22 protein-coding genes are annotated in these 20,693 nt (G+C 38.0%); 7 read left to right on the forward strand and 15 right to left on the reverse strand.

Going from position 1 to position 20,693, the window contains the following annotated elements; genetic code table 11:
- Positions 1-8: 8 nt before the first annotated feature.
- Entirely contained in the window at positions 9-1,409 is a 1,401-nt protein-coding gene (locus ABIB40_RS05650) for an efflux transporter outer membrane subunit (protein ID WP_354356866.1), read from the forward strand.
- Between the two features lie 211 nt (positions 1,410-1,620).
- On the opposite strand, the gene ABIB40_RS05655 is transcribed toward ABIB40_RS05650, so the two are convergent.
- From ABIB40_RS05655 to ABIB40_RS05700, 10 genes are all read right to left on the reverse strand, one after another.
- Positions 1,621-2,223 carry a cupin domain-containing protein gene (locus tag ABIB40_RS05655; protein ID WP_354356868.1) on the reverse strand — a complete coding sequence of 201 codons (603 nt, stop codon included), beginning with the start codon at positions 2,221-2,223 and terminating at the stop codon, positions 1,621-1,623.
- Between the two features lie 10 nt (positions 2,224-2,233).
- Entirely contained in the window at positions 2,234-2,653 is a 420-nt protein-coding gene (locus tag ABIB40_RS05660; RefSeq protein WP_354356870.1) for a hypothetical protein, read from the reverse strand.
- Between the two features lie 171 nt (positions 2,654-2,824).
- Positions 2,825-3,499, reverse strand: coding sequence for a tRNA (guanosine(37)-N1)-methyltransferase TrmD (trmD, locus tag ABIB40_RS05665; protein ID WP_354356872.1), 675 nt, complete (start codon positions 3,497-3,499; stop codon positions 2,825-2,827).
- A gap of 66 nt (positions 3,500-3,565) precedes the next feature.
- Complete coding sequence (locus tag ABIB40_RS05670) at positions 3,566-4,054, reverse strand: DUF4488 domain-containing protein (RefSeq protein WP_354356874.1); 489 nt, start codon at positions 4,052-4,054, stop codon at positions 3,566-3,568.
- Between the two features lie 44 nt (positions 4,055-4,098).
- Positions 4,099-4,533, reverse strand: a complete 435-nt coding sequence (locus ABIB40_RS05675) for a DUF4488 domain-containing protein (RefSeq protein WP_354356876.1) — start codon at positions 4,531-4,533, stop codon at positions 4,099-4,101.
- A gap of 152 nt (positions 4,534-4,685) precedes the next feature.
- Positions 4,686-4,886, reverse strand: a complete 201-nt coding sequence (locus tag ABIB40_RS05680; RefSeq protein WP_354356878.1) for a helix-turn-helix transcriptional regulator — start codon at positions 4,884-4,886, stop codon at positions 4,686-4,688.
- Positions 4,876-5,322 (reverse strand): hypothetical protein, encoded by a 447-nt coding sequence (locus tag ABIB40_RS05685; RefSeq protein WP_354356880.1) that lies wholly within the window; start codon positions 5,320-5,322, stop codon positions 4,876-4,878. Before ABIB40_RS05685 ends, ABIB40_RS05680 begins: the two co-directional genes overlap by 11 nt.
- Entirely contained in the window at positions 5,319-5,720 is a 402-nt protein-coding gene (locus tag ABIB40_RS05690; protein WP_354356882.1) for a hypothetical protein, read from the reverse strand. The genes ABIB40_RS05685 and ABIB40_RS05690 overlap by 4 nt, the downstream gene beginning before the upstream one ends.
- Positions 5,721-6,206: 486 nt before the next feature.
- Entirely contained in the window at positions 6,207-6,734 is a 528-nt protein-coding gene (gene rimM, locus ABIB40_RS05695; RefSeq protein ID WP_354356884.1) for a ribosome maturation factor RimM, read from the reverse strand.
- A gap of 77 nt (positions 6,735-6,811) precedes the next feature.
- Entirely contained in the window at positions 6,812-7,444 is a 633-nt protein-coding gene (locus ABIB40_RS05700; RefSeq protein WP_354356886.1) for a 30S ribosomal protein S16, read from the reverse strand.
- A 143-nt stretch (positions 7,445-7,587) separates the two neighbouring features.
- Here ABIB40_RS05700 and ABIB40_RS05705 point away from each other — a divergent pair, with 143 nt between their 5' ends.
- Complete coding sequence (locus ABIB40_RS05705; RefSeq protein ID WP_354356888.1) at positions 7,588-8,109, forward strand: 5' nucleotidase, NT5C type; 522 nt, start codon at positions 7,588-7,590, stop codon at positions 8,107-8,109.
- A gap of 149 nt (positions 8,110-8,258) precedes the next feature.
- On the opposite strand, the gene ABIB40_RS05710 is transcribed toward ABIB40_RS05705, so the two are convergent.
- The 3 genes from ABIB40_RS05710 to mfd all read right to left on the reverse strand — a co-directional run bounded on the left by ABIB40_RS05710 (position 8,259) and on the right by mfd (position 13,042).
- Positions 8,259-8,474, reverse strand: a complete 216-nt coding sequence (locus ABIB40_RS05710; RefSeq protein ID WP_354356890.1) for a DUF3820 family protein — start codon at positions 8,472-8,474, stop codon at positions 8,259-8,261.
- On the reverse strand, positions 8,474-9,610 hold the full coding sequence (locus tag ABIB40_RS05715) for an ATP-binding protein (protein WP_354356892.1): 1,137 nt from the start codon (positions 9,608-9,610) through the stop codon (positions 8,474-8,476). Before ABIB40_RS05715 ends, ABIB40_RS05710 begins: the two co-directional genes overlap by 1 nt.
- A 93-nt stretch (positions 9,611-9,703) precedes the next feature.
- A complete protein-coding gene (gene mfd / locus ABIB40_RS05720; protein WP_354356893.1) occupies positions 9,704-13,042 on the reverse strand; it encodes a transcription-repair coupling factor in 3,339 nt (1,112 codons plus the stop codon).
- A 226-nt stretch (positions 13,043-13,268) separates the two neighbouring features.
- Between mfd and ABIB40_RS05725 the strand changes: the two genes are divergently transcribed.
- From ABIB40_RS05725 to ABIB40_RS05745, 5 genes are all read left to right on the forward strand, one after another.
- On the forward strand, positions 13,269-15,662 hold the full coding sequence (locus ABIB40_RS05725) for a phosphocholine-specific phospholipase C (RefSeq protein ID WP_354356895.1): 2,394 nt from the start codon (positions 13,269-13,271) through the stop codon (positions 15,660-15,662).
- Between the two features lie 394 nt (positions 15,663-16,056).
- Complete coding sequence (locus ABIB40_RS05730) at positions 16,057-16,392, forward strand: tRNA-binding protein (protein ID WP_354356897.1); 336 nt, start codon at positions 16,057-16,059, stop codon at positions 16,390-16,392.
- A 20-nt stretch (positions 16,393-16,412) separates the two neighbouring features.
- Positions 16,413-16,880 (forward strand): nucleoside deaminase, encoded by a 468-nt coding sequence (locus ABIB40_RS05735; RefSeq protein ID WP_354356899.1) that lies wholly within the window; start codon positions 16,413-16,415, stop codon positions 16,878-16,880.
- Positions 16,881-16,989: 109 nt separating this feature from the next.
- Entirely contained in the window at positions 16,990-17,598 is a 609-nt protein-coding gene (locus ABIB40_RS05740) for a superoxide dismutase (RefSeq protein WP_354356901.1), read from the forward strand.
- 95 nt (positions 17,599-17,693) lie between these two features.
- Positions 17,694-18,149 (forward strand): hypothetical protein, encoded by a 456-nt coding sequence (locus ABIB40_RS05745; protein WP_354356903.1) that lies wholly within the window; start codon positions 17,694-17,696, stop codon positions 18,147-18,149.
- A gap of 39 nt (positions 18,150-18,188) precedes the next feature.
- Here ABIB40_RS05745 and hisS read toward each other — a convergent pair whose 3' ends face one another.
- Positions 18,189-19,595: a histidine--tRNA ligase gene (gene hisS / locus ABIB40_RS05750; RefSeq protein WP_354356905.1), complete on the reverse strand. Its 1,407-nt coding sequence runs from the start codon at positions 19,593-19,595 to the stop codon at positions 18,189-18,191.
- A 47-nt stretch (positions 19,596-19,642) separates the two neighbouring features.
- Positions 19,643-20,632: an App1 family protein phosphatidate phosphatase gene (locus tag ABIB40_RS05755; RefSeq protein WP_354356907.1), complete on the reverse strand. Its 990-nt coding sequence runs from the start codon at positions 20,630-20,632 to the stop codon at positions 19,643-19,645.
- Positions 20,633-20,693: the final 61 nt, after the last annotated feature.

Consider the following 20,693-nt stretch of genomic DNA (forward strand, 5'->3'; position numbering starts at 1 on the left):
AATTAATTATGAAATTGACGAATAAAGTTATCGTTTCTGTCGGCTTAATAACGCTAAGTTTATCAGCTTGCGTTTCTCGCAAATACAACGCGCCAAAAGTAAGCACCGATGGGCTGTATAGAGATGGAGCTACTAATGATACCGTAAGCATGGCAAGCATGCCTTGGCAAAGTCTATTTTCGGACCCAGGTCTGCAAGCACTCATACAAGAAGGCTTAAATCAAAATTTAGATTTAAAACAAGCCATAGAGCGCATAAAGATTGCTTCGGCCACTTTTGCTCAAAGCAAAAGTGCACTACTTCCAAGCTTACAGGCAGATGTTTCTGCCACAGATGCAAAGCAATCTGCCAGGTCTTTAAACTTTCCTCCCGGGATAAACATAAACCTAAATACCCAAAGCTATAGAGCACAGCTGAGCACAAGTTGGGAAGCTGATATTTGGGGTAAATTGAGCAGCGCCAAGCGTTCTGCTTACGCGTCCTTGCTTCAAACCGACGCTGCAAAGAGGGCAATCCAAACAGAACTGATTGCCAACATTGCCAATGCCTACTATAATTTAATGGCATTAGACAAACAAATAAAAATAACTGAGCAAACCATTCTCGTTAGGCAGAAAGACGTAACTACGTTAAAAGCGCTAAAAGAAGCAGCAATTGTAAATGGCGCGGCCGTGGTACAAAGCGAAGCCAACGTTTATGGCGCACAGATCCTTTTGCCAGATTTAAAAAGACAATTGAGAGAAGCCGAAAATGCCCTGTCTGTTTTACTCGCGAGGCCAGCCGGCTCCATCAACCGTGGCGCATTAGATAGTCAACAAGTGTATTCCAACTTACAGACAGGCGTATCCGCCCAATTGTTAGAAAACAGGCCAGACGTGCAAGCTGCAGAATTTGGTTTTAGAGCCGCTTTTGAACAAACAAACGTAGCCAAGGCCTACTTTTATCCAGCTTTAACGCTAACTGCTTCTGGAGGATTGTCTAGTTTAAAATTGAAAGATTTTTTCGATAACTCTATCTTTTATAATTTAGTTGGAGGTTTAACCCAACCAATTTTTGCCAAGGGGCAAAATAAAGCTAGACTCACAACAGCGCAGGCACAGCAACAACAAGCATTTTATGCCTTCCAAAAAGCATTGTTAACAGGTGGACAGGAAGTAAGCGATGCCTTGTACGCGTATCAAACCGCTGGCGAGAAAAAGAGCATTCGTACCGACCAAATTGCTTCTTTAAACAAAGCTGTAGATTTTACAAATGAGTTATTAAGGTACAGCTCTGCAACCAATTATACCGACGTGCTTACCTCAGAACAAAGTTTGTTAACCGCACAGTTAAATGGCGTTGGCGATACTTTACAACAGCTTCAGGCGGTTGTAAATTTGTACCGTGCATTAGGGGGCGGATGGAGATAGTGACGAGGTTGGGAGCAAAGAACAGAAAATAATGATATGTAACCTTATGGCTATGCATATTGCTTTTGTGTGCTTTTGCGTTAAGTATTTCTGCACGGAAAATCAGCTGTCAGGTATTTTTCTTTGAGAATCAAAATCTATTTTGAAAAGCAGTGCGGTATCAGTTTTGGCAAATCAAATTTTAAGTTATTTACAATGGCTATTGTTATCTTTAATTTGCACAATCTACACGCTGCAAAATGGCTGTTACCGAGTTTGAAGTAATAGTTACCGTGTGTGGTAGATCAAGTGGAATCTGCATAAAATCTCCTGCTCCCATATTTATTGAGGTATTGCCAATGGTGCAAACGCAAGTGCCCTTCAGAATCAGAAAACTTTCATCCAAATCTTCATGAACTTCTTCATCAATATCAGTAGAGGAAACAATAAGTAACTGCATCACTCCATTTTCATAGCGCAATAATTTTTTGAATCTTTCGCAAGAATTATCCTTTGGCAATAACGGAGAAATCAGTTCCAACCATGCATTTGAGTCAGAAAAACCACTGATGAGTGGGGTTTGGGATAGCTGCATGTTCTGCTCTGCTGCTAAGTTGGAGAACAAACGTTCCATTTTTTTGCCCATTCGCAAATGAGGGCTAACGGCGTTCTTTATAGCGTGCTGTTCAAAAAATACCTCGAGCGCAGCAATCTCCTTTTTAATCTCCGGATGTGACACTAGCATTTTATGCACAAGTTGTGCTTCATCCTGCGCCAGCGCGCCGATTACATTTAACTCTAATAGCCCACTGTCTAAAAATTCCTTTAAATCCATTTGCATTGTATTATCCCTTTAATGCTGTTCTTAGTCTAATTATAGCTTCCTGCTTACTAATGCCTAATACGCCCGCAGCCTCTGGAAGATTAAATCCTTCTGAAACGACTAGCCTCCTGATGCATCGATCATCACTGCTTTTTTTAACCGAATAATCCAGTAAGTAGGTGCGTGCTACTTTTCTGGAAATGTTCATCAGCCAAATCAATAGGCTACCTTTAACCATTGAGTTTTCTTCTATCTCAAATGCGGCCATTTCAAATACCCTGTGCGTCAGCTCTGCTGCTTTTGTGCCTTCCCTGCAAAAGGATGCAAATTGACCGTAAACCTGAGGCCCGTAATACTCGCGCAGCACTTCATAGCAATCCCTATCTACTGAAAGCAGGAGCACTTTAATATCTTCGTTACAAAGGGTATTGTTGGAGGGCATTTAGATTTTTTTGTTAAATATAAGGCAAATAGCTAAAATTCTAAGAAAAATATATTCAAGGACAATTATTGTTTTCATGAGCGTTCGGGAAACGGAAGTCGATAATCATCTTAGACATCCCTAATCTTCGTTTTAAGATGTGTCTCATAATAAGGGCGAGATTTCTAATAACTACTCCAACAAATCTGGCCTTCTTTCTCGTGTGCGCTCAACAGCTTGCTCATGTCGCCACTCGTTAATTTTAGCCTCGTGCCCGCTTAATAGAATCTCTGGAACTTTATGTCCGCGCCAATCGGCTGGTCTGGTGTACAAAGGCGCATCGAGCAATTCTCCCTGAAAACTATCAGAAAGCGCAGAGGTTTCATCGTTCAATACTCCAGGCAATAGTCGAACCACGGCATCTACCAAAATAGCTGCGGGCAATTCGCCTCCGCTCAAAACATAATCGCCAACAGATATTTCTCTGGTCACAAAAACATCGCGTATTCGCTGATCAATGCCTTTATAATGTCCGCAAAGTACAATAATGTTTTCTCTGCCAGATAATTCGTTGGCCGCAGATTGATTTAATGTTGGACCATCTGGTGTCATAAAAATAACTTCATCATATTGGCGCTCCGCTTGAAGTTTCTCTATACAAGCCGCAAATGGTTTAATACTCATAACCATTCCGCTCCCACCACCGTATTGGTAATCGTCTACACTTTTTTGCTTGTTTGTTGCATAATCTCGCAAGTTGTGCACGACAATCTCAACAAGTCCTTTTTTCTGTGCACGCTGTAAAATAGAATGTGCAAAAGGGCTTTCTATTAAGGCGGGTAAAACGGTTATAATATCAAAACGCATGAAGCAAAGATAAGGGTTGTGGTTGATGTTGTAATTCCTAAAAATAGGTTTAAAAGTATTTTAATTCTATTTTGGAATCACTTCAACTTTTCTCCATAATTCTTTCCAATTAACCGTTTTCTCGCCCTTTTCGTTCTCAAACCATCCTACAAGAGATAGGAATGTGTTTGTCCCATTTTTTGTAATGTGGTATTCTATTAAATTTTTTATACCTGCCCTTTTAAAATCCGGCCTACTGTCAGTCCAAATAATATCATTAAAGTGTGTGCTATCAACGAGTTCGAATTTGCCCTTTTGGAGAATAAAAGCGCCCTTATCAGAAACAACTACCTGGCTTAATGTACCGTTGCTATCGAAAACCTTTAGAGTTGGACTTTCTGGGTTCATAACGTCTGTTCTAGAAGATAGGGCTATTTTATCTAGTTGCCATACACCAACAAGCGCTGAAGTTGTAGTTGAATCTTGTGCATCTGCGGTAAAAACTGATAGTAAAAATACCAATGAGATGGTGTATTTAATTAAGCTGCTGTTCATATTTGAATAACGTTGTATCATATCTTGGAATTCGTAAAATCAATACTAAAATGGAGGGGAAATAATTAGTTGATGGTGTTTACTTTAGTTAAATCATTTGTCCAACGGAGTGGTTGGCTACCATTTCTTCCATCAACAACGCCACTTAATTTTAGGTTTTTTTGGTTGTTACTTAAAGTATAATAATTTGCGTATTGCCTACCCTTCATGTCATACATTGCATCTGCTCTCGCATCGGTTATGCTTACTACATACATGTTATCGGCTAAAACTTTAAACGTGCCACTATGCGTAATGATCTGAACATCATTTTCTTTAGAGATATTGTAAAAACTCCCGTCAGAATTAAAGACTATTGTGTTGCCTGGATTAGCGTTATCTTTCCAAATACCAATAAATTGCTTAGTCTCCTTAAGATTTGCCTGTTGCACAGTTTTACAAGAAACAATAGATACTAGTGCAAGCAATATTGATGCGTGTTGAAATAATTTTTTGAACATGTTAATTTGATTTAGAGTGAAATCTAAATTAACAATTTTATCAATTTTTACAACTATCTATATCAAATAAATATCTAACAAGCCATCTGGAAAATCTAAAGTGAGTGCTTTCTCCACAAATTCCATGGTTCATGTTTCCACGAGACAACATATTAATCTTCCTCTTCCAGCTCAAAAATCTCTTCTACAGGTTTCTCAAAAACCTTAGCTATTTTTAAAGACAAAACAGTTGATGGAACGTATTTTCCAGATTCTATGGTGTTTATGGTTTGGCGAGACACCTGAATTAAATCTGCAAGTTGTGCCTGGGTAATGTTTTTTATCGCACGCTGCACCCTAATGTTATTTTTCATCGTCTGCGCCTTCCCTTCTAAGTTTAAATAAGCTCCAATAAAAGACAACAATGAATGCCAGCAAAACTGTAAACATATTATAGATCATAAAACCTGCAAAGGCCATTTCATAGAATAGCAAATTTGCGATAAATAGAATGCCATAAGAAATCGCGACTGACCATTGCCAACTTTTTAACCTAAGCAATGATATATATTCATCTTCTTGCTTTTCTCTTGCGAAGGCAATTGAAAAAAGACCAACAGTAATAAGAGCTAACGAAACGGTTACCCATACATCTACTCTCAAACCAGAACTTTTATCCAATTCATCTATCAGTTTTAGTTGCTCTCCATTATTAAACCAAGGCACCATGATAAATAGACAGAAAGAGAATAAAAACACAACCCAACCAATCATCTTAAATTTATTGGGTAATAAGAGATTATTTTTCATTTTGATTTTTTAAGGAAAAGCCAATTTCTTCTCACGTATAAAAAATAACAGAAGTAAAAAGCTTGTAGAATTACTATTGGCAAAGCCACATCTACTGCTGTACTAAAATTAAATATCAAACCTGCTAGTTTAAAGATAATTACCAGTACGGAGACAAATAACGTAGCAAGGAAGAAAGATTGAAGCCGAAGACCCGCAATTAACTCGTCTTCTTCTTTTTCTCTTGAGCACATTGCGATTAAAGCACCAATCATTTCAATTAACATTGCAAGGGAGAAATGTTGTGAGTGGGATGATGAATAGTTCGGGATGGTAAACAAGATTGAGATGGCGCCACCAATCATCAATGCCATTCCAAGGTATCCAAACCTGCTTGGTAATAATAAAGAATTTTTCATTTTGTAGGTCTAAAAAAGTGATTTTTTTTCAACAAATAATAGAAATATAAAACGTAGAAAGCTTGAACATAAACAAGGTCAATATTGAAGCTTTCTAAAACAAATGAACCCGTTGCAAACGTCATAAGTTTAACGATTATTACCCACACAAACATGAAAAGCATTGTTGAATAGAAAGACCGTAAACGAAGTTGGTTTATAAATTCATCTTCGCATTTCTCTTTTGAGAAAATCATGAGCGAAAAGCCGAAAGTCTGAATTGCCGAGATCAGCGGATCGAAAGGGTCTGTAAATAAGTGGTATTTAAAAATTCGGAAGAGATTCCAGACAATCGTGCATAAGACGATTCCAATTCCTAAAATTTTGCAATTATAGGGGAGAAGCTTTATTTTTTTCATATATCAGTTTTACTTTACTAAAAGTAAAACATAGTTGACATAAAAACAAATTTATTTTACTTTATGAGTAGACTGCTTGACATAAAAATTAACTTTCTAAATAAATACTTAATAAGCCTTCGGGTAAATCTAAGGTCAGCAGCTTCTGTTCTTCATTGATTTCTATAATAAAATCTTCATTTAGAGGGAAGAGTACTTCTTTCTCTTTGTATAGAACGGTTGCCACAAATTGCTGTGGATATTCGTGCACCTCGGTTATCTCTCCCAATTCGCCTAAAGTTTCGTCAAATGCCGTAAAGCCTTTTAAATCTGTATAGCGAAATTCATCTTCATCGCGGTCGGGTTTTTCCGCTAGCGGTAGGTATAATTTTTTTCTTACCAATAGCTGTGCTTTATCTATGTGGTCTAAATCATCAAAATAGAAATAACCCGTGCTGTTTTTTTGTAGTTTGTAGCTGGCTACAAAATACGGAACCAATTTCCCGTTCATATCGGCAAAGATTATTTCTGGAGTCAACTGATCATAATCTTCAAATTCGAAAAAAACCTGTACCTCGCCTTTTAAGCCTTTAGTTTTGGTTACATAACCTATATAGAAAGTTTCCTCTTTTTGCATGTCGAAATAATTTTACCGTTAAACATAAAAAAAGCGTTGCGAAAACCGCAACGCTTTTTATCTTCAGAAAATATAGCTTAAGCCTTATCTTCTGTTTTTTCTTCTGCTGCAGGAGTTTCTGCAACTGGAGCTTCAACTTTTTGTGCTTCTGGAGCTGGAGTTTCAGCAACAACTTCTTCTGCTGGCGCAGCTTCTGTTTGTTCTGCTTCTTCAACTGGTGCTTCCTCAACTTCAGCAACTTCTTCTACCAACGGAGCATTCTTAGCTGCAATTGCCGCTGCTCTGTCTTCTTTTTTCTTAGCTTCTGCTGTTAAAGCCGCTTTACGTGCATCAGCTTTGCTAGTTGCTAAACCTTCTGATTTGCCAGAGATCTTACCACTTTTTGCTTCTAACCAAGCTGTAAATTTCTCTGCAGCTTGTTCTTCTGTTAAAGCACCTTTCTTTACTCCACCTTCTAAGTGTTTTTTGTACAGAATTCCTTTATAACTTAAAATTGCGCGTACAGTATCAGTAGGCTCTGCACCTTTGTTTACCCAAGCTAAAGTTTTATCGAAATCTAAATCGATGGTAGCTGGATTAGTGTTTGGGTTATAAGAACCTAAACGCTCAATAAACTTACCGTCGCGTGGCGAGCGAGAATCTGCTATTACCACATGGTAAAAAGGCTTTCCTTTTTTACCGAATCTTTGCAATCTAATTTTGGTTGCCATTTTTCTTTTGTTTTATGTATACAACATAGTTCCCGGAGCTACGTGCTGCGGGGCTGCAAAGATAATTAAATAACTGAAAACTAAAAACATACTTTATTTCTTTTCTTTTTTGGGATATTTGCGCCAGATTTAAGAAAACGACTATGAAGACGATAGCCATAGATATGGATGAGGTAATTGCAGATGCAATTAAAAAATTTATAAAACTGTACAACCGAGATTTTAACACGCCTTTGAATATTGAGCTTATCCCGGGAACGGAAGTTTTTAGGAACATTCCAGAAGATGTAAATGATAAATGGTTCGAATACATTAACGAGCCTGGGTTTTTTAGAGACATGGAAGTGATGGCCGATAGTCAGCGGGTGATTATGGAATTGCAAAAGAAATATGATGTTTATATTGTTTCTGCTGCAATGGAATTTAGAAATTCTTTAACCGATAAATATGATTGGCTGGCAGAACATTTTCCTGCGATAGATTGGAAGCACATCATGTTCTGCGGCAATAAAATTATTAAAGCCGATGTATTGATAGATGATCGTACAAAAAACTTTATTGATTTTGATGGCAGGCCTCTACTATTTACTTCGCCACATAATTTATTAATTACCGAATATGAACGGGTAAACAATTGGCAAGAGATTGCAGATAAGCTTTTGTAGTGTTTAGAGTTTTTTGTTAGGGCCGGTTATTTCAAAATCGAGTTATCTAATTCACACGTTGTCAGTCTGAGCTTGTCGAAGACCCGAAATAATCTAAAGAAGGAATATATATTGTCCTTCGACAGGCTCAAGATAACATAATTTTCAAATTATCTCCTCTTCAATGGATCCAGCAAATATTCTAATCCATTTAGCCTAATCTCAAACATGGTGGCCATTAAATCACCTAGTTTTCCTTTTGGGAAACCTTTGCCTTTAAACCACAACAAATAGTCTTCTGGTAAGTTGCAGATGAGTTTGCCTTTATACTTTCCGAAAGGCATTTCCATTTCAACTAATTCTTTCAGTGCGTTTTGATTGTGCATTAACTAATAAATTCTAAATAATTTTCTTTGTTTATTACGGTAAAGGATGCGTTGGGGTAATTTTTACCAAAAAAGCCCGGGATTTTCTTTTTCTTATTTCCCCATTTAAAATCTACGGCAGTAATTTGTTCATCTTTAACTTCAATTAGGTCAATTTCTTGTTGATCGTAAGTTCTCCAAAAGTAATACCTTGTGTTTTTTTGTTGGTAGTTCATCTTCTTAATACGTTCGCTAAAACAATAATTTTCCCACAAAGTCCCTTGGTCGTTACGTAGTGCCAAAAGTCTAAAGTCGTTAACAATGGCGTTTCGAATGCCATTATCAAAAAAATACCACTTAGACGATTTGGTTACCTCTTTCCGCAAATTATTGCTGTAACCACCCACTTTATAAATGATAAATACTTTTGAGAGTAAATCTAAATACCGATCTACAGTGTTTTTAGCTATGCCCAAACTTCTGGAGAGCTCATCAACAGAAACTTCTGAACCGACCTGAAATGCAATTAATTTTAAAAGTTCAAATAGTTTTGCGCTGTTCTGTATATTTTCAAACATCAAAATATCTTTTAGCAAATACGATTTTACCAATTCCGTTAAATATTGGGCTTTTTCGGTTATCGTATCTAAATGAAATAACTCTGGATATGATCCAAAAATGAGCCTGTCTTCCAGGTTTTGTGTTGTCTGTAACCGGTTTTCTATGCCATTTAATTCTATTTGTGCTATCGGATAAAGATAAAAGGTTAGACTTCTGCCTGTTAAAGGCTCTCCAGTTTGGTTGGAAAGATCAAAAGCCGATGAGCCGCTTGAAATGATGGTTAAGTCTTTAAAAGAATCTATAAGCAACTTCAAAATTTTTCCAATTTCTGGTATAACCTGGGCCTCATCAATTATTAAAAGCTTCGCATTACCTAAAACTCTTTTGTAGTTTGCCACTGTTCTGGTAGCAAGCAAAGTTTGTACATCTTGGTCTTCGCCATTTAAAAATAGATGCGCTACCTCGTTTTCTCCAGCAATATTTTCTATAAACCATGTTTTGCCAACTCTTCTGGTTCCGAAAAGTAGGATCACCTTGTTTTTGCCAATTTTGCTATTGATAATCGCACTCAAATATCTTGGTATCTGATTTTCCATCACAACCAAATATACCAAAATTATATTAATTCAGTCAACAAACTGACTCAATTAACGTTAATTCAGTCAGTTCATTGACTGAATTAACGTTTTTTAATCAATTAATTCTAATGTTTGTATCGCTTCTTCTACGGTATTTACGTTGTTAAAAGCAATGCGCAATGTGTTTTTAACCTCCTTCAAATTCCCCATGCGTGGATGGTTTTGTGCAAAATTTAAGATTTTGGTAAAAGTCTCAGAATCGAAATAAGCCGATTGCTTATCGCTTAAAAAGTATCCGCGTAGCATATTGTTTTTAAAACTGATTTTCTCGAAACCTAGTTTTTTGCCCAACCACTGCAGCTTTACTACGCTTAGCATGGTTTTTACCGGCTGTGGCACAGGTCCAAAACGGTCTTCCAATTGCTTTTCGAATGCAGAAAGGTCGGCTTCATTTTCTATTTTAGAAAGCTCAGTATATAGATTATATCGCTCCGTAATGTTGGTAATGTAACTGTCCGGAATGTAAATTTCCAAATCTGTATCGACTTGGGTAAAGCCTATAAAATCTTTTTTTGGTTCGTTTTCAAAAAGGCCTTTAAACTCGGCATCTTTTAATTCAGTTATGGCCTCATCTAAAATTTTATGGTACATCTCAAATCCAATCTCTGCAATAAAGCCACTTTGCTCTGCGCCTAATAGGTTTCCGCTTCCGCGGATGTCTAAATCTCGCATGGCAACGTTAAATCCGCTGCCGAGGTCAGAAAATTCTTCGATGGCGCTTAAACGTTTTCTAGCCTCACTTGTTAGTGTAGAAAGTGGCGGCGAAAGCAAGTAACAAAAAGCTTTCTTATTGCTTCTTCCTACTCTACCTCGCATTTGGTGCAAATCGCTTAGCCCAAACATGTGTGCATGATTGATGATAATGGTATTTGCATTTGGAATATCCAATCCGGCTTCAATTATGGTTGTTGCCACCAAAACATCTTTTTCGCCATTGATAAAAGCAAGCATTACATCTTCCAATGCGTCACCTTCCAACTGACCGTGGGCAATTCCAATTTTCGCCTTCGGCACCAACTTCTGGATCAAATCTGCAAATTTTGGTAAATCGTTTACACGGTTATTGATAAAAAACACCTGGCCATCTCTATCCAATTCATATTGAATGGCTTCTTTAATCAATTTATCGTTAAAAACATGGAGTTCGGTATTTACGGGTTGTCTGTTTGGCGGCGGCGTACTTATGATGGATAAATCTCTCGCCCCCATCAAAGAAAAATGTAAGGTTCTGGGAATTGGAGTTGCCGTTAAGGTAAGCGTATCTACATTTATGCGAATGGCTTTTAATTTTTCTTTTGCCGAAACGCCAAATTTCTGCTCTTCATCTACAATCATGATTCCCAGATCTTTAAACTTTACATCTTTGCTTAGTAAACGGTGCGTGCCGATGAGAATGTCTACCTTTCCTTCTGCAGCGCGCTGCAGGGTTTCTTTAATTTGTTTGCTGCTTTTAAAACGATTGATGTAATCTACCGTAACCGGAAAATCAGCCAATCTTGCCGAAAATGTTTTGAAATGTTGCAACGCCAAAATGGTAGTTGGCACCAATATGGCGGCTTGCTTTCCTTCTACAACCGCTTTGAAGGCAGCCCTGATCGCCACTTCTGTTTTTCCGAAACCCACATCGCCACACACCAATCTATCCATCGGGTGAGAAGATTCCATGTCTTTTTTAACATCAAGCGTGGCTTTTAACTGATCTGGCGTGTCTTCATAAATAAACGAGGCCTCTAATTCGTTTTGTAAGTAGCCATCTGGAGAGAAAGCAGTGCCGGTTTGCGTTTTGCGAATGGCATAAAGCTTAATTAAATCTCTGGCTATGTCCTTAACTTTTTTTTTAGTACTTTTTTTTAGTTTATCCCAAGCCTCGGTGCCAAGTTTATTCAGCTTTGGAATGCCGCCTTCTTTGCCACTATATTTGGCGATGCGGTTTAAAGAATTTATGTTTACATACAACAAATCATTATCGGCATAGACTAGCCGAATCATTTCTTGAATTTTCCCGTTGGTCTCTACTTTTTCTAACCCGGCGTATTTCCCAACTCCATGGTCTATGTGCGTTACGAAATCGCCAGGTTTTAACTCTCGCAATTCTCTTAGTGTAATCGCTTGGGTTCGCTGGTAACCTTTTTTAAGCTTGTATTTATAATATCTATCGAAAATTTGATGGTCGGTGTAAAAAGCGATGCCAATTTCAGGATCAATAAATCCTTCTCTCAGCATGTGATTTATCGGCGTAAAGGTCACTGTTTTGTCAATGTCTTCTAAAATGGCATACAAACGCTCAATCTGTTTGGTAGAATCGGTAAATATCAGGTTCTCTATTTTTGCCTTTTCGTTTTCTTTTAGGTTGTGGATGAGAAGCGTAAAATCTTTATTGAAAGAAGGTTGAGGCTTTATGCCAAAATCGATCCTATTTTCTGTGGTGTAAAAAAACTGTTTTCCAAACTCGATGATGGAGAAATCATGCAGATGATCGCCAAGCATTTTCTCATCCGTAAAGGCAAATTGTGGATTTATCCAACCTGTGTTTTCTGCCTTTTCGGCCAAAGACAAAGCTTTCCAAAGTTCTACGGCTTTTTTAAAGCCCGCTTTCACAATATCTAACGTAAACTCTACATCTTTAAACCAAAGCTGAGTATCGGCATCAATATAATCTAAAATGCTGATGTTACTTTCGGTTAAAAACTTGGCCTGTACATTTGGCACTATGGTAAGCGATTTTACAGCGGCCACCGAAAGTTGACTTTCAATCTCGAAACTTCTGATGCTTTCTACTTCATCTCCAAAAAATTCTATCCTGAAAGGTAAATCAGACGAAAACGAGAAAATATCTACAATACCACCGCGTATAGAAAATTGCCCGGGTTCATAAACAAAATCGCAACGGTCAAAATCATAATCAACTAAAAATTCATTTATAAATTCTATACCTAGTTTTGCGCCAACCGCAATTTCCAAGGTATTTCTATCTAAGGCAGAGCGGTCTATAACTTTCTCAGAAATGGCTTCGGGATAAGAAACAACGATTTTTCCAAACTCAGAATCGTGGTTTAACTCATTTAAAACCTCGGCCCTAGCCAACACATTGGCATTGTCTATCTGTGTAAAATCGAAAGATTTCCTATAGCTAGAAGGGAAAAAAAGCACTTGCTTATCTAAAATACTTTCTAAATCTGACTGGAAATAAGCGGCCTCTTCTCTATCTGGCAACACAAAAAACAAAGGTTTGTGCAATAAAAAATAAGAAGCAAGGGAAATCATGGCATCTGAGGAGCCAACCAAACCTTTTAGCTGTATTTTTGGATTTCTGCTTCCGTTTAACGTTTGGGCAAATTGGGTTACCCGCTCGTCTGTTTTATACCTATTTACTAAATCGCGAATATTCAAGCTGTAAATTTAAGATTTATTTAGCAATTGATGCGCCAGTTTATACAACGCAAATTAATTTTCTGTAAAGGTGGTATTCTGTTGGAGCGACTTATGTAAACTCTCTGCTATAAACGTGTTAACAAAAAAGTTTTTGTGCTCAAAATTTTTAGAGCAGGGTTCAATTGGCTAAATTTGACATAACTATAAACCTAATTTAGGTTGAAAAAAACAAATCGACCGAAACATGTTTACAGATACTCGAAGAGATTTTTTAAAGAAAACGGCACTTTTGGCTGGCACCATTGGTTTAACAAATGTTTTGCCAGAGGCGATAGCAAAAGCAGCGAGCATTAGTGCTGCGCCAGGAACTACTTTTATGGATGCTGAGCATGTTGTTTTCTTGATGCAGGAAAACAGATCGTTCGACCACATGTTTGGTAAGCTGAAAGGTGTTAGGGGTTTTAACGATCCACATCCACACATTCAGCCCGACGGGAATAAAGTGTGGCTGCAAAAAGATGGGGAAGGTTTTACCTATCTCCCGTTCCATGTAGATATTAATAAAACAAAAATTACCTGGCAAGGCGGTTTGCCACATTCTTGGGATGACCAAGTTGACGCCAGGAATAATGGAAAATATGATAAATGGGTGCCCGTAAAATCTAAATTGACGCTCGCGCATTACAATCGCCAAGACATCCCTTTTTATTATGATCTAGCCGATGCCTTTACCATTTGCGATCAGCATTTTTGTTCTGCTTTAACGGGCACTACACCCAACAGGCTTTTCTTTTTTACAGGAACCATTAGGGGCGAAAATAGCGCGAATAAGGTAGCCGCTGTAAGCAATAGCCAAGCTGAATCTAGAGACAATGTATTTGTAGATTGGCCAACTTTTCAAGAAACGCTAGAAGATAACGGAGTAGATTGGCGAGTTTACCAAAATGAGGTTTGGAGTGCAAAATATAAGGATGATGAAACCGATGATTGGTGTGGCAACTATGGTGATAATGCGTTAGAATATATCGCACGGCATAACGTAAAGCTCTCTTCTTTTTTCCGTGAACACGGAGATCATTTATCAAATCCTCCGCTTACTGCAGCAGAAGTTACGGCGAAATACAACAATCTTTCTCAAAAAGAAAAAAACTTAATAGACAAAGCGTTCACCACGAATAAAGAAGAAAAGGATTATTTAAAATTAGAACCGTTTACTTATAAAAATGACGAGGGCAAAACGGAAACGGTTAGTTTGCCGAAGGGCGATATATTCCACGAGTTTCGGAAAGATGTAGATAGCGGAAAACTGCCAACTGTATCGTGGTTGGTTGCACCGCAGCGTTTTTCAGATCATACAAGCTCGCCGCTTTATGGCACTTGGTATGTAAGCGAGGCGATGAATATTTTAACAAAGAATCCGGAGGTTTGGAAAAAGACCATTTTTGTGCATACTTATGATGAAAATGATGGTTATTTTGATCATCAGCCGCCTTTTGTGGTTCCAAACCCGAAGGACTCTGAAACTGGAAAGGTTTCTGCTGGAATAAATTATGCGACAGATTTTGAGGATGAAAAAGGAAGTCCGATTGGACTCGGTTACCGTGTACCGATGATAATTGCTTCGCCATGGAGCAAAGGTGGTTTTGTAAACTCGCAGGTTTTTGACCATACTTCTTCTTTAATGTTTTTAGAAAGTTGGCTGAAAAAGAAAACTGGCAAAACAATTAAAAGCCATAACATAAGCGATTGGAGGCGCGAAATGTGCGGAGATTTAACGTCAGTTTTTAGGCCTTCGGAAGAGAATAATGTGCCACTTCCAAACTTTTTGCAGAGAGCTCAAGTGGTCAAAAGTATCAATAATGCTAAAGACAAGCCAGAACAAATGGCGCCCACGCCATTGCGTAAGAATGAAATTGAAAAAGTAAACAAATACGATAGTTTTTCTGCCAACAACACGGAGCAAATGCCCAAGCAAGAACAAGGCACCAAACCTGCTTGTGCGTTGCCTTATCAATTAACGGCAGATGCGAAAGTAATAGATGGAAAACTCGAACTTTCTTTTGCCGCAGAAAAAACTGCCTTTGGTGCGTCGGTTGAAAATAAGAGCGCTCCTTTTAATGTGGTGGTTCTAAACAAATTTAAAGGTTTACCTGGCAAAATACTTGCCTACGGCGTTAAAACCGGAGATGTTTTAAAAGACAAGTTTAATCTATCTGACTTTGAAAATGGGCAATACAATTTGGTTGTGCATGGGCCGAATGGATTTTACAGACATTTTGAAGGCGACAACAAAACATCTAAACTATCTGTAAAAGTGAACTCAGAAATGGGCGGTTTGCTAAGTAAAAAGGCAACAGGAAAACTCGCTTTTTCGTTTGCAAACTTCTCCACAGAACCTATCCAAATTAAGTTGATTGATAATAAATACAATCAACCCGAAAAGTTAATAACGATTAATGCAATGGAACAATTAAAACAAGCAATCAGTTTTTCTAACAGTGCAAACTGGTACGACATAAGTGTGGTTAATGATGCTTTAGATTTTAAGCACCGTTATGCAGGCAAGATTGAAACAGAAAAAGGAACGACTACCGATCCGTTTATGGGTGGGGAGATGATTGAAAAAGCGATAGTTTAAGGGAATAACGCTATTTCCTTATCGGGAGTTAAATCATCGGTTTTTCGTCGGTTTACCTTAATTCATTCGTGTGCCAAAATGTCTCATGAGACACTTTTTAAGGTGACGAAATCAAGTGGCTTTAATATAGAGGACACTCATGTGGCCGCTTTAGACAGGTTGGAAAAACTGATTTCGTTAACCATAATCTTTTGTGTGGCGCCACAAGATTGGAAACTGTATCGATACCCAAATCAAGCCCATCAAAATAAAGAAACACGGAAGAAGGGCTGTGAGCGTATTCAAATAGGGGGTAGACAATCTGTCGGAATTGCATGCTGTCAGGATTCAACAAACTCAATATCAATATAATAAAATTTTTGTCATGTACTTAGAAAAAACTACAATATGTGTTATGAAAAAAATTGAATGGACTGATTTTGAAGCTGTTGATTTACGGGTAGGAACGGTAATAATGGTTGAGGATTTTCCAGAGGCTAATAAGTCTGCGTATAAGTTAACTGTAGATTTTGGTGCTTTGGGAATTAAGAAAAGCAGCGCGCAGATTACAAAACGCTACAGCAAAGAGCGTTTATTGGGAAAGCAACTTGTGGGCGTTGTTAATTTTCCTCCAAAGCAGATAGGGAAATTTATGTCTGAGTTTTTAGTTACGGGCTTCGCCGACCAAAACGGTGATATTATTCTTACTACAGTTGACGCAAACCTGCCCAATGGAAGCAAAATGATATAAGGCAATTGTTATATTTGCACATGACTTTTTTTAATTTTGAGAACAAGGACTCGGATGCGGAGGATGTGCATTACATGAGAATGGCGCTGATGGAGGCAGAAAAAGCGTTTACACAAGACGAAATTCCCATCGGTGCTATAGTGGTTTGCAAAAATAGAATTGTGGGTAGGGGCTACAACCTTACAGAGAAATTGGGAGATGTTACTGCGCATGCAGAAATGCAGGCATTTACCTCGGCGGCACAAACTTTAGGCGGTAAATATTTAACCGACTGCACGTTATACGTTACTGTAGAGCCCTGTGTTATGTGTGCTGGTGCAAGTTTTTGGGCGAAAATTACTAGGATTGTCTATGGTGCACGAGAAGAGAAATTTGGCTATTCATCAAAGGGTTCAAATTTATTGCACCCAAAAACACAAGTAACTGCAGGCGTTTTAGCAGAGGAATGCGCTATACTAATGCAGAACTTTTTTAAGAATAAACGTTAGATCTAGCTCAGTAATAAACATAAAAACTATAAGTAGAATAAGAACAATTGGCCTGCACTTTTGTTGTAATAATAACGAATCATTTTAATAAACTTAATTTATATCCATTATGGCTTTTGAATTACCAGCGTTACCATACGCAGCAGATGCGCTAGAACCGCAAATAGATAAAACAACCATGGAAATACACCATGATAAACACCATCAAGGTTATGTAACCAACTTAAATAAGGCTTTAGAAGGCAAGCCAGAAGCAGATTCTGACATCGAAGAGTTGATAAAGCACATCTCTAAATATCCAACTGGAGTACGCAATAACGGAGGCGGCCATTACAACCACTCTTTATTTTGGAAAGTACTTGGGCCTAACAAAGGCGGAGAGCCAACAGGCGAACTTGGCGATGCCATTAAGCAGGCATTTGGATCTTTCGAAGATTTTAAAACAAAGATGAAAGAAGCCGGTGCAACTCGTTTTGGCTCTGGTTGGGCTTGGCTTTCTGTTGGCACCGACAAAAAATTGCAGGTTTCATCAACACCAAATCAAGATAATCCGTTAATGGATGTGGCAGAAGTTAAAGGAACGCCAATCTTTGGAATTGATGTTTGGGAACACGCCTATTATTTGAAGTACCAAAACAAGCGCCCAGATTATCTAGCGGCTATTTGGGAAGTTGTAAATTGGGATGCTGTATCAGAACTTTACAAGAAAGCATTATAAAAAAACAATAAAGATTTTATCGACCCACGGTTATAAAAAGCCGTGGGTTTTTTTGTTTCTTATTTATCGGTAACTTTGTATGTAATTTAAAAAAAATGAGACAATTAATTTTAATACTTTTTGCGTTAATTGGTTTTGGTTTAACTACGCAAGCCCAGCAAAAGCCACCTACTCCAGCAGAAACGGCAAAGAAAAATGTTGATGATTTAAATTCGAGACTGAAATTAAACGACACCCAGAAAAGTGTAATTTATCGGTTTACTTATGCTCAAGCTAAAGAACAGGCCGAGATGATAAAGCGCCAACAGACAGGGACACCTCGAGATGATGATGCGGATCAATATTACAAAATCCAAAACGAAACAAACGCCAACATTAGAGAGGTATTAAAAGGCGATCAAAAAACCGAATTCGATAAAGTTATAGAAGAGCGCCTACGCGGAATTACTCCTGCCTCTAAAAAACGTAAAAAAGGCAAAGAGCCAGAAGTTGAGGGAGACATAAAGGGTTTGCTGATAAAACCAGACACCATTAAAACTAACAACCGTTAAAAATTTGATGCTAGGAGTGTTTCAGTTTGCAAAAATCTATTAAAACGTATTCGCTTCTAAGAAATCAACCAATGCGGTTACGGCAAGTTTTTGTTGTTCTCCCGTCTTCATGTTTTTTAACGTAAGTAAGCTGCTTTGCATTTCATCGCTTCCAATAAGCAACACAAAAGGAATGTTTTTAGCGTCGGCATAGGCCAATTGTTTTTTCAACTTTGCTGCGGTAGGATATAATTCTGCCGAAATATCTTTTAATCGAAGGTTTTGAAGGATGGGTAAGGCAAACTTCTCCGCAACCTCATCAAAATTGCTGATCAGTATTTTTGTTCCTGCTGTTGTAGAAGCAGGAAAAAGATTTAGCTCGTCCAGCACGTCGTAAATTCTATCTGCACCGAAAGATACACCAACCCCCGTTAAGTTTTGTAGTCCAAACATGCCAGTAAGGTCATCATATCTTCCGCCGCCGCCAATACTTCCCATGGCAACCTCGTTGGTTTTAACCTCGAAAATGCAGCCGGTATAATAATTCAATCCCCGCGCTAAGGTAATATCTAACTGAATGGAGGTACTTAGCTCTTGGTAATCATCGGTTGTAAGTAATTTAAGGTATTCTAAAACCTCCTCTATTTCCACAACGCCTTTAAGGCCAATTTCTGATGCTTCTAATGAGGTTTTTAACTGCGATAATTTATCAGTGTTGCTTCCCTTTAATAAAATAATAGGATGCAAAACCGCTAGGTCTTTTTCCGTAAATCCTTTGGTTAACAATTCTTTATTTACACCTTCAATGCCAATTTTGTCTAACTTATCAATGGCTACAGTCATAGCAACTATAAGCGCTGGCTTACCTATAATTTCGGCTATGCCAGACAAAATTTTGCGGTTGTTAAGCTTTATGTCGAAATCTTTTAAGCCTAACAGCGACAAAGCTTCGTGATAAATGAGGATAAATTCAGCTTCGTTTAGCAGACTTTCTGAGCCGACTACGTCAACATCACATTGATAAAACTCTCTATATCTGCCCCTCTGCGGTCTATCGGCACGCCAAACAGGCTGAATTTGGAAACGTTTAAATGGTAAGGTTAATTCGCTCTGATGCATGACCACATACCTGGCAAACGGCACAGTTAGGTCATACCTCAGTGCTTTTTCAGAAATGAGCGGGATTAATTTATTGCTGTTCTCCTCGCCCGCAAAATCAAAAGACTTCTTTTTCGGGTCGTTTAGAAATTCTCCACTGTTTAAAATCTTAAAAATTAGTTTGTCTCCTTCATCGCCATACTTTCCGGTAAGGGTATTTAAATTTTCTATGCTTGGGGTTTGTATTTCGGCATAGCCATACTTTAAAAATACTTGTTTTAAGGTGTTAAAAATATGGTTGCGCTTAACCATTTCTTGTGGAGAAAAATCTCTTGTGCCTTTTGCCAATGAAGGTTTTATTGTTGCCATGGCCGCAAAAATACAAAAATTTGTGCCCGTTTTAACGTGTTAGCCCATCAAGCGAAATCTTCCCCCGCAATCAAGCCAATTTTTTTGGAATGCGCCATGGCTTCCTCGCTTTTGGTAAAAAGGCAGGTGGAAATTCCTAGCGTTTCTATTTTATCTAATAATTCTAAAGTGCTTTCTGCTTTTGATAAACGTACATTACGGATGTAAACGGCCATAATGTTTTTTGGATACCGCTGTACTATCGTTTCATAAATTTGAGGATCTTGTTGTGAATTGTCTCCAAAAAACACGAATTTTTGTTCTGGAAAAGTATCTAAAACTCGCATTACACGAAGCAGTTTCCCTTGATGGCCTGTTTTCCCGGTTTTAAAAAAATCTTTTAAACGTTTGATGGTGTTCAATAGAAATATGCCATCTGGGAGTTGATTGAATTTAAAGGCCTCGGTTAAATAATCGTACAGGTTCCACTCGCTGCTGCTTACATAGAAAAATGGATTTGGCTGATTTAAGGTAGTGTGCGATACTGCTAATTGTTGATAATAATTCGCGGTAGATGAGAAAACGGTACGCGTCCGCGGATTTTTGGTCAAAAGTACCTTTAACCTCCGCCAAAGAGTAGCCGAGTAAGAATTAACCACCGTGTCATCTATATCAGAAATAAAGGCATATTGCGTAATATGTGGCACATATATCTTACCAAAGCCTTCTGCCATAACATCTCCTGCTTCATTTAAAGCATCTATTTTTACTTCGTGCCAGCCGGCAGCGACCTTTTCATTTGCTTGCCATTCGAATTTAAAAAAGCCATCTGCTTCGGTTTTATTTAAAAAAGTCTTTCCAAAAAAGTGTAGTTTAATATTGGTAAACGCAAAAGGTTTAACCATAAAAAGTTTAACTAAGTTGCATGCATTAATCAAAAGATTATTGCTAAAGCGCTGGTTAATTTTTGCCCTACCTTTAAATACATGTCCAAAAACAACCAAGTTTTGGGTGTGGCCGTAACCATGATAAACTTTTACGCTAACCGCTTCCCTCATAATTTTAAAACAGAGTTTGTGCAAAGTTGTTTGTAAAGTACTTTACCACAAACGGGCTTAA

Source organism: Pedobacter sp. UYP30 (assembly GCF_040547165.1).
GTDB lineage: Bacteria > Bacteroidota > Bacteroidia > Sphingobacteriales > Sphingobacteriaceae > Pedobacter.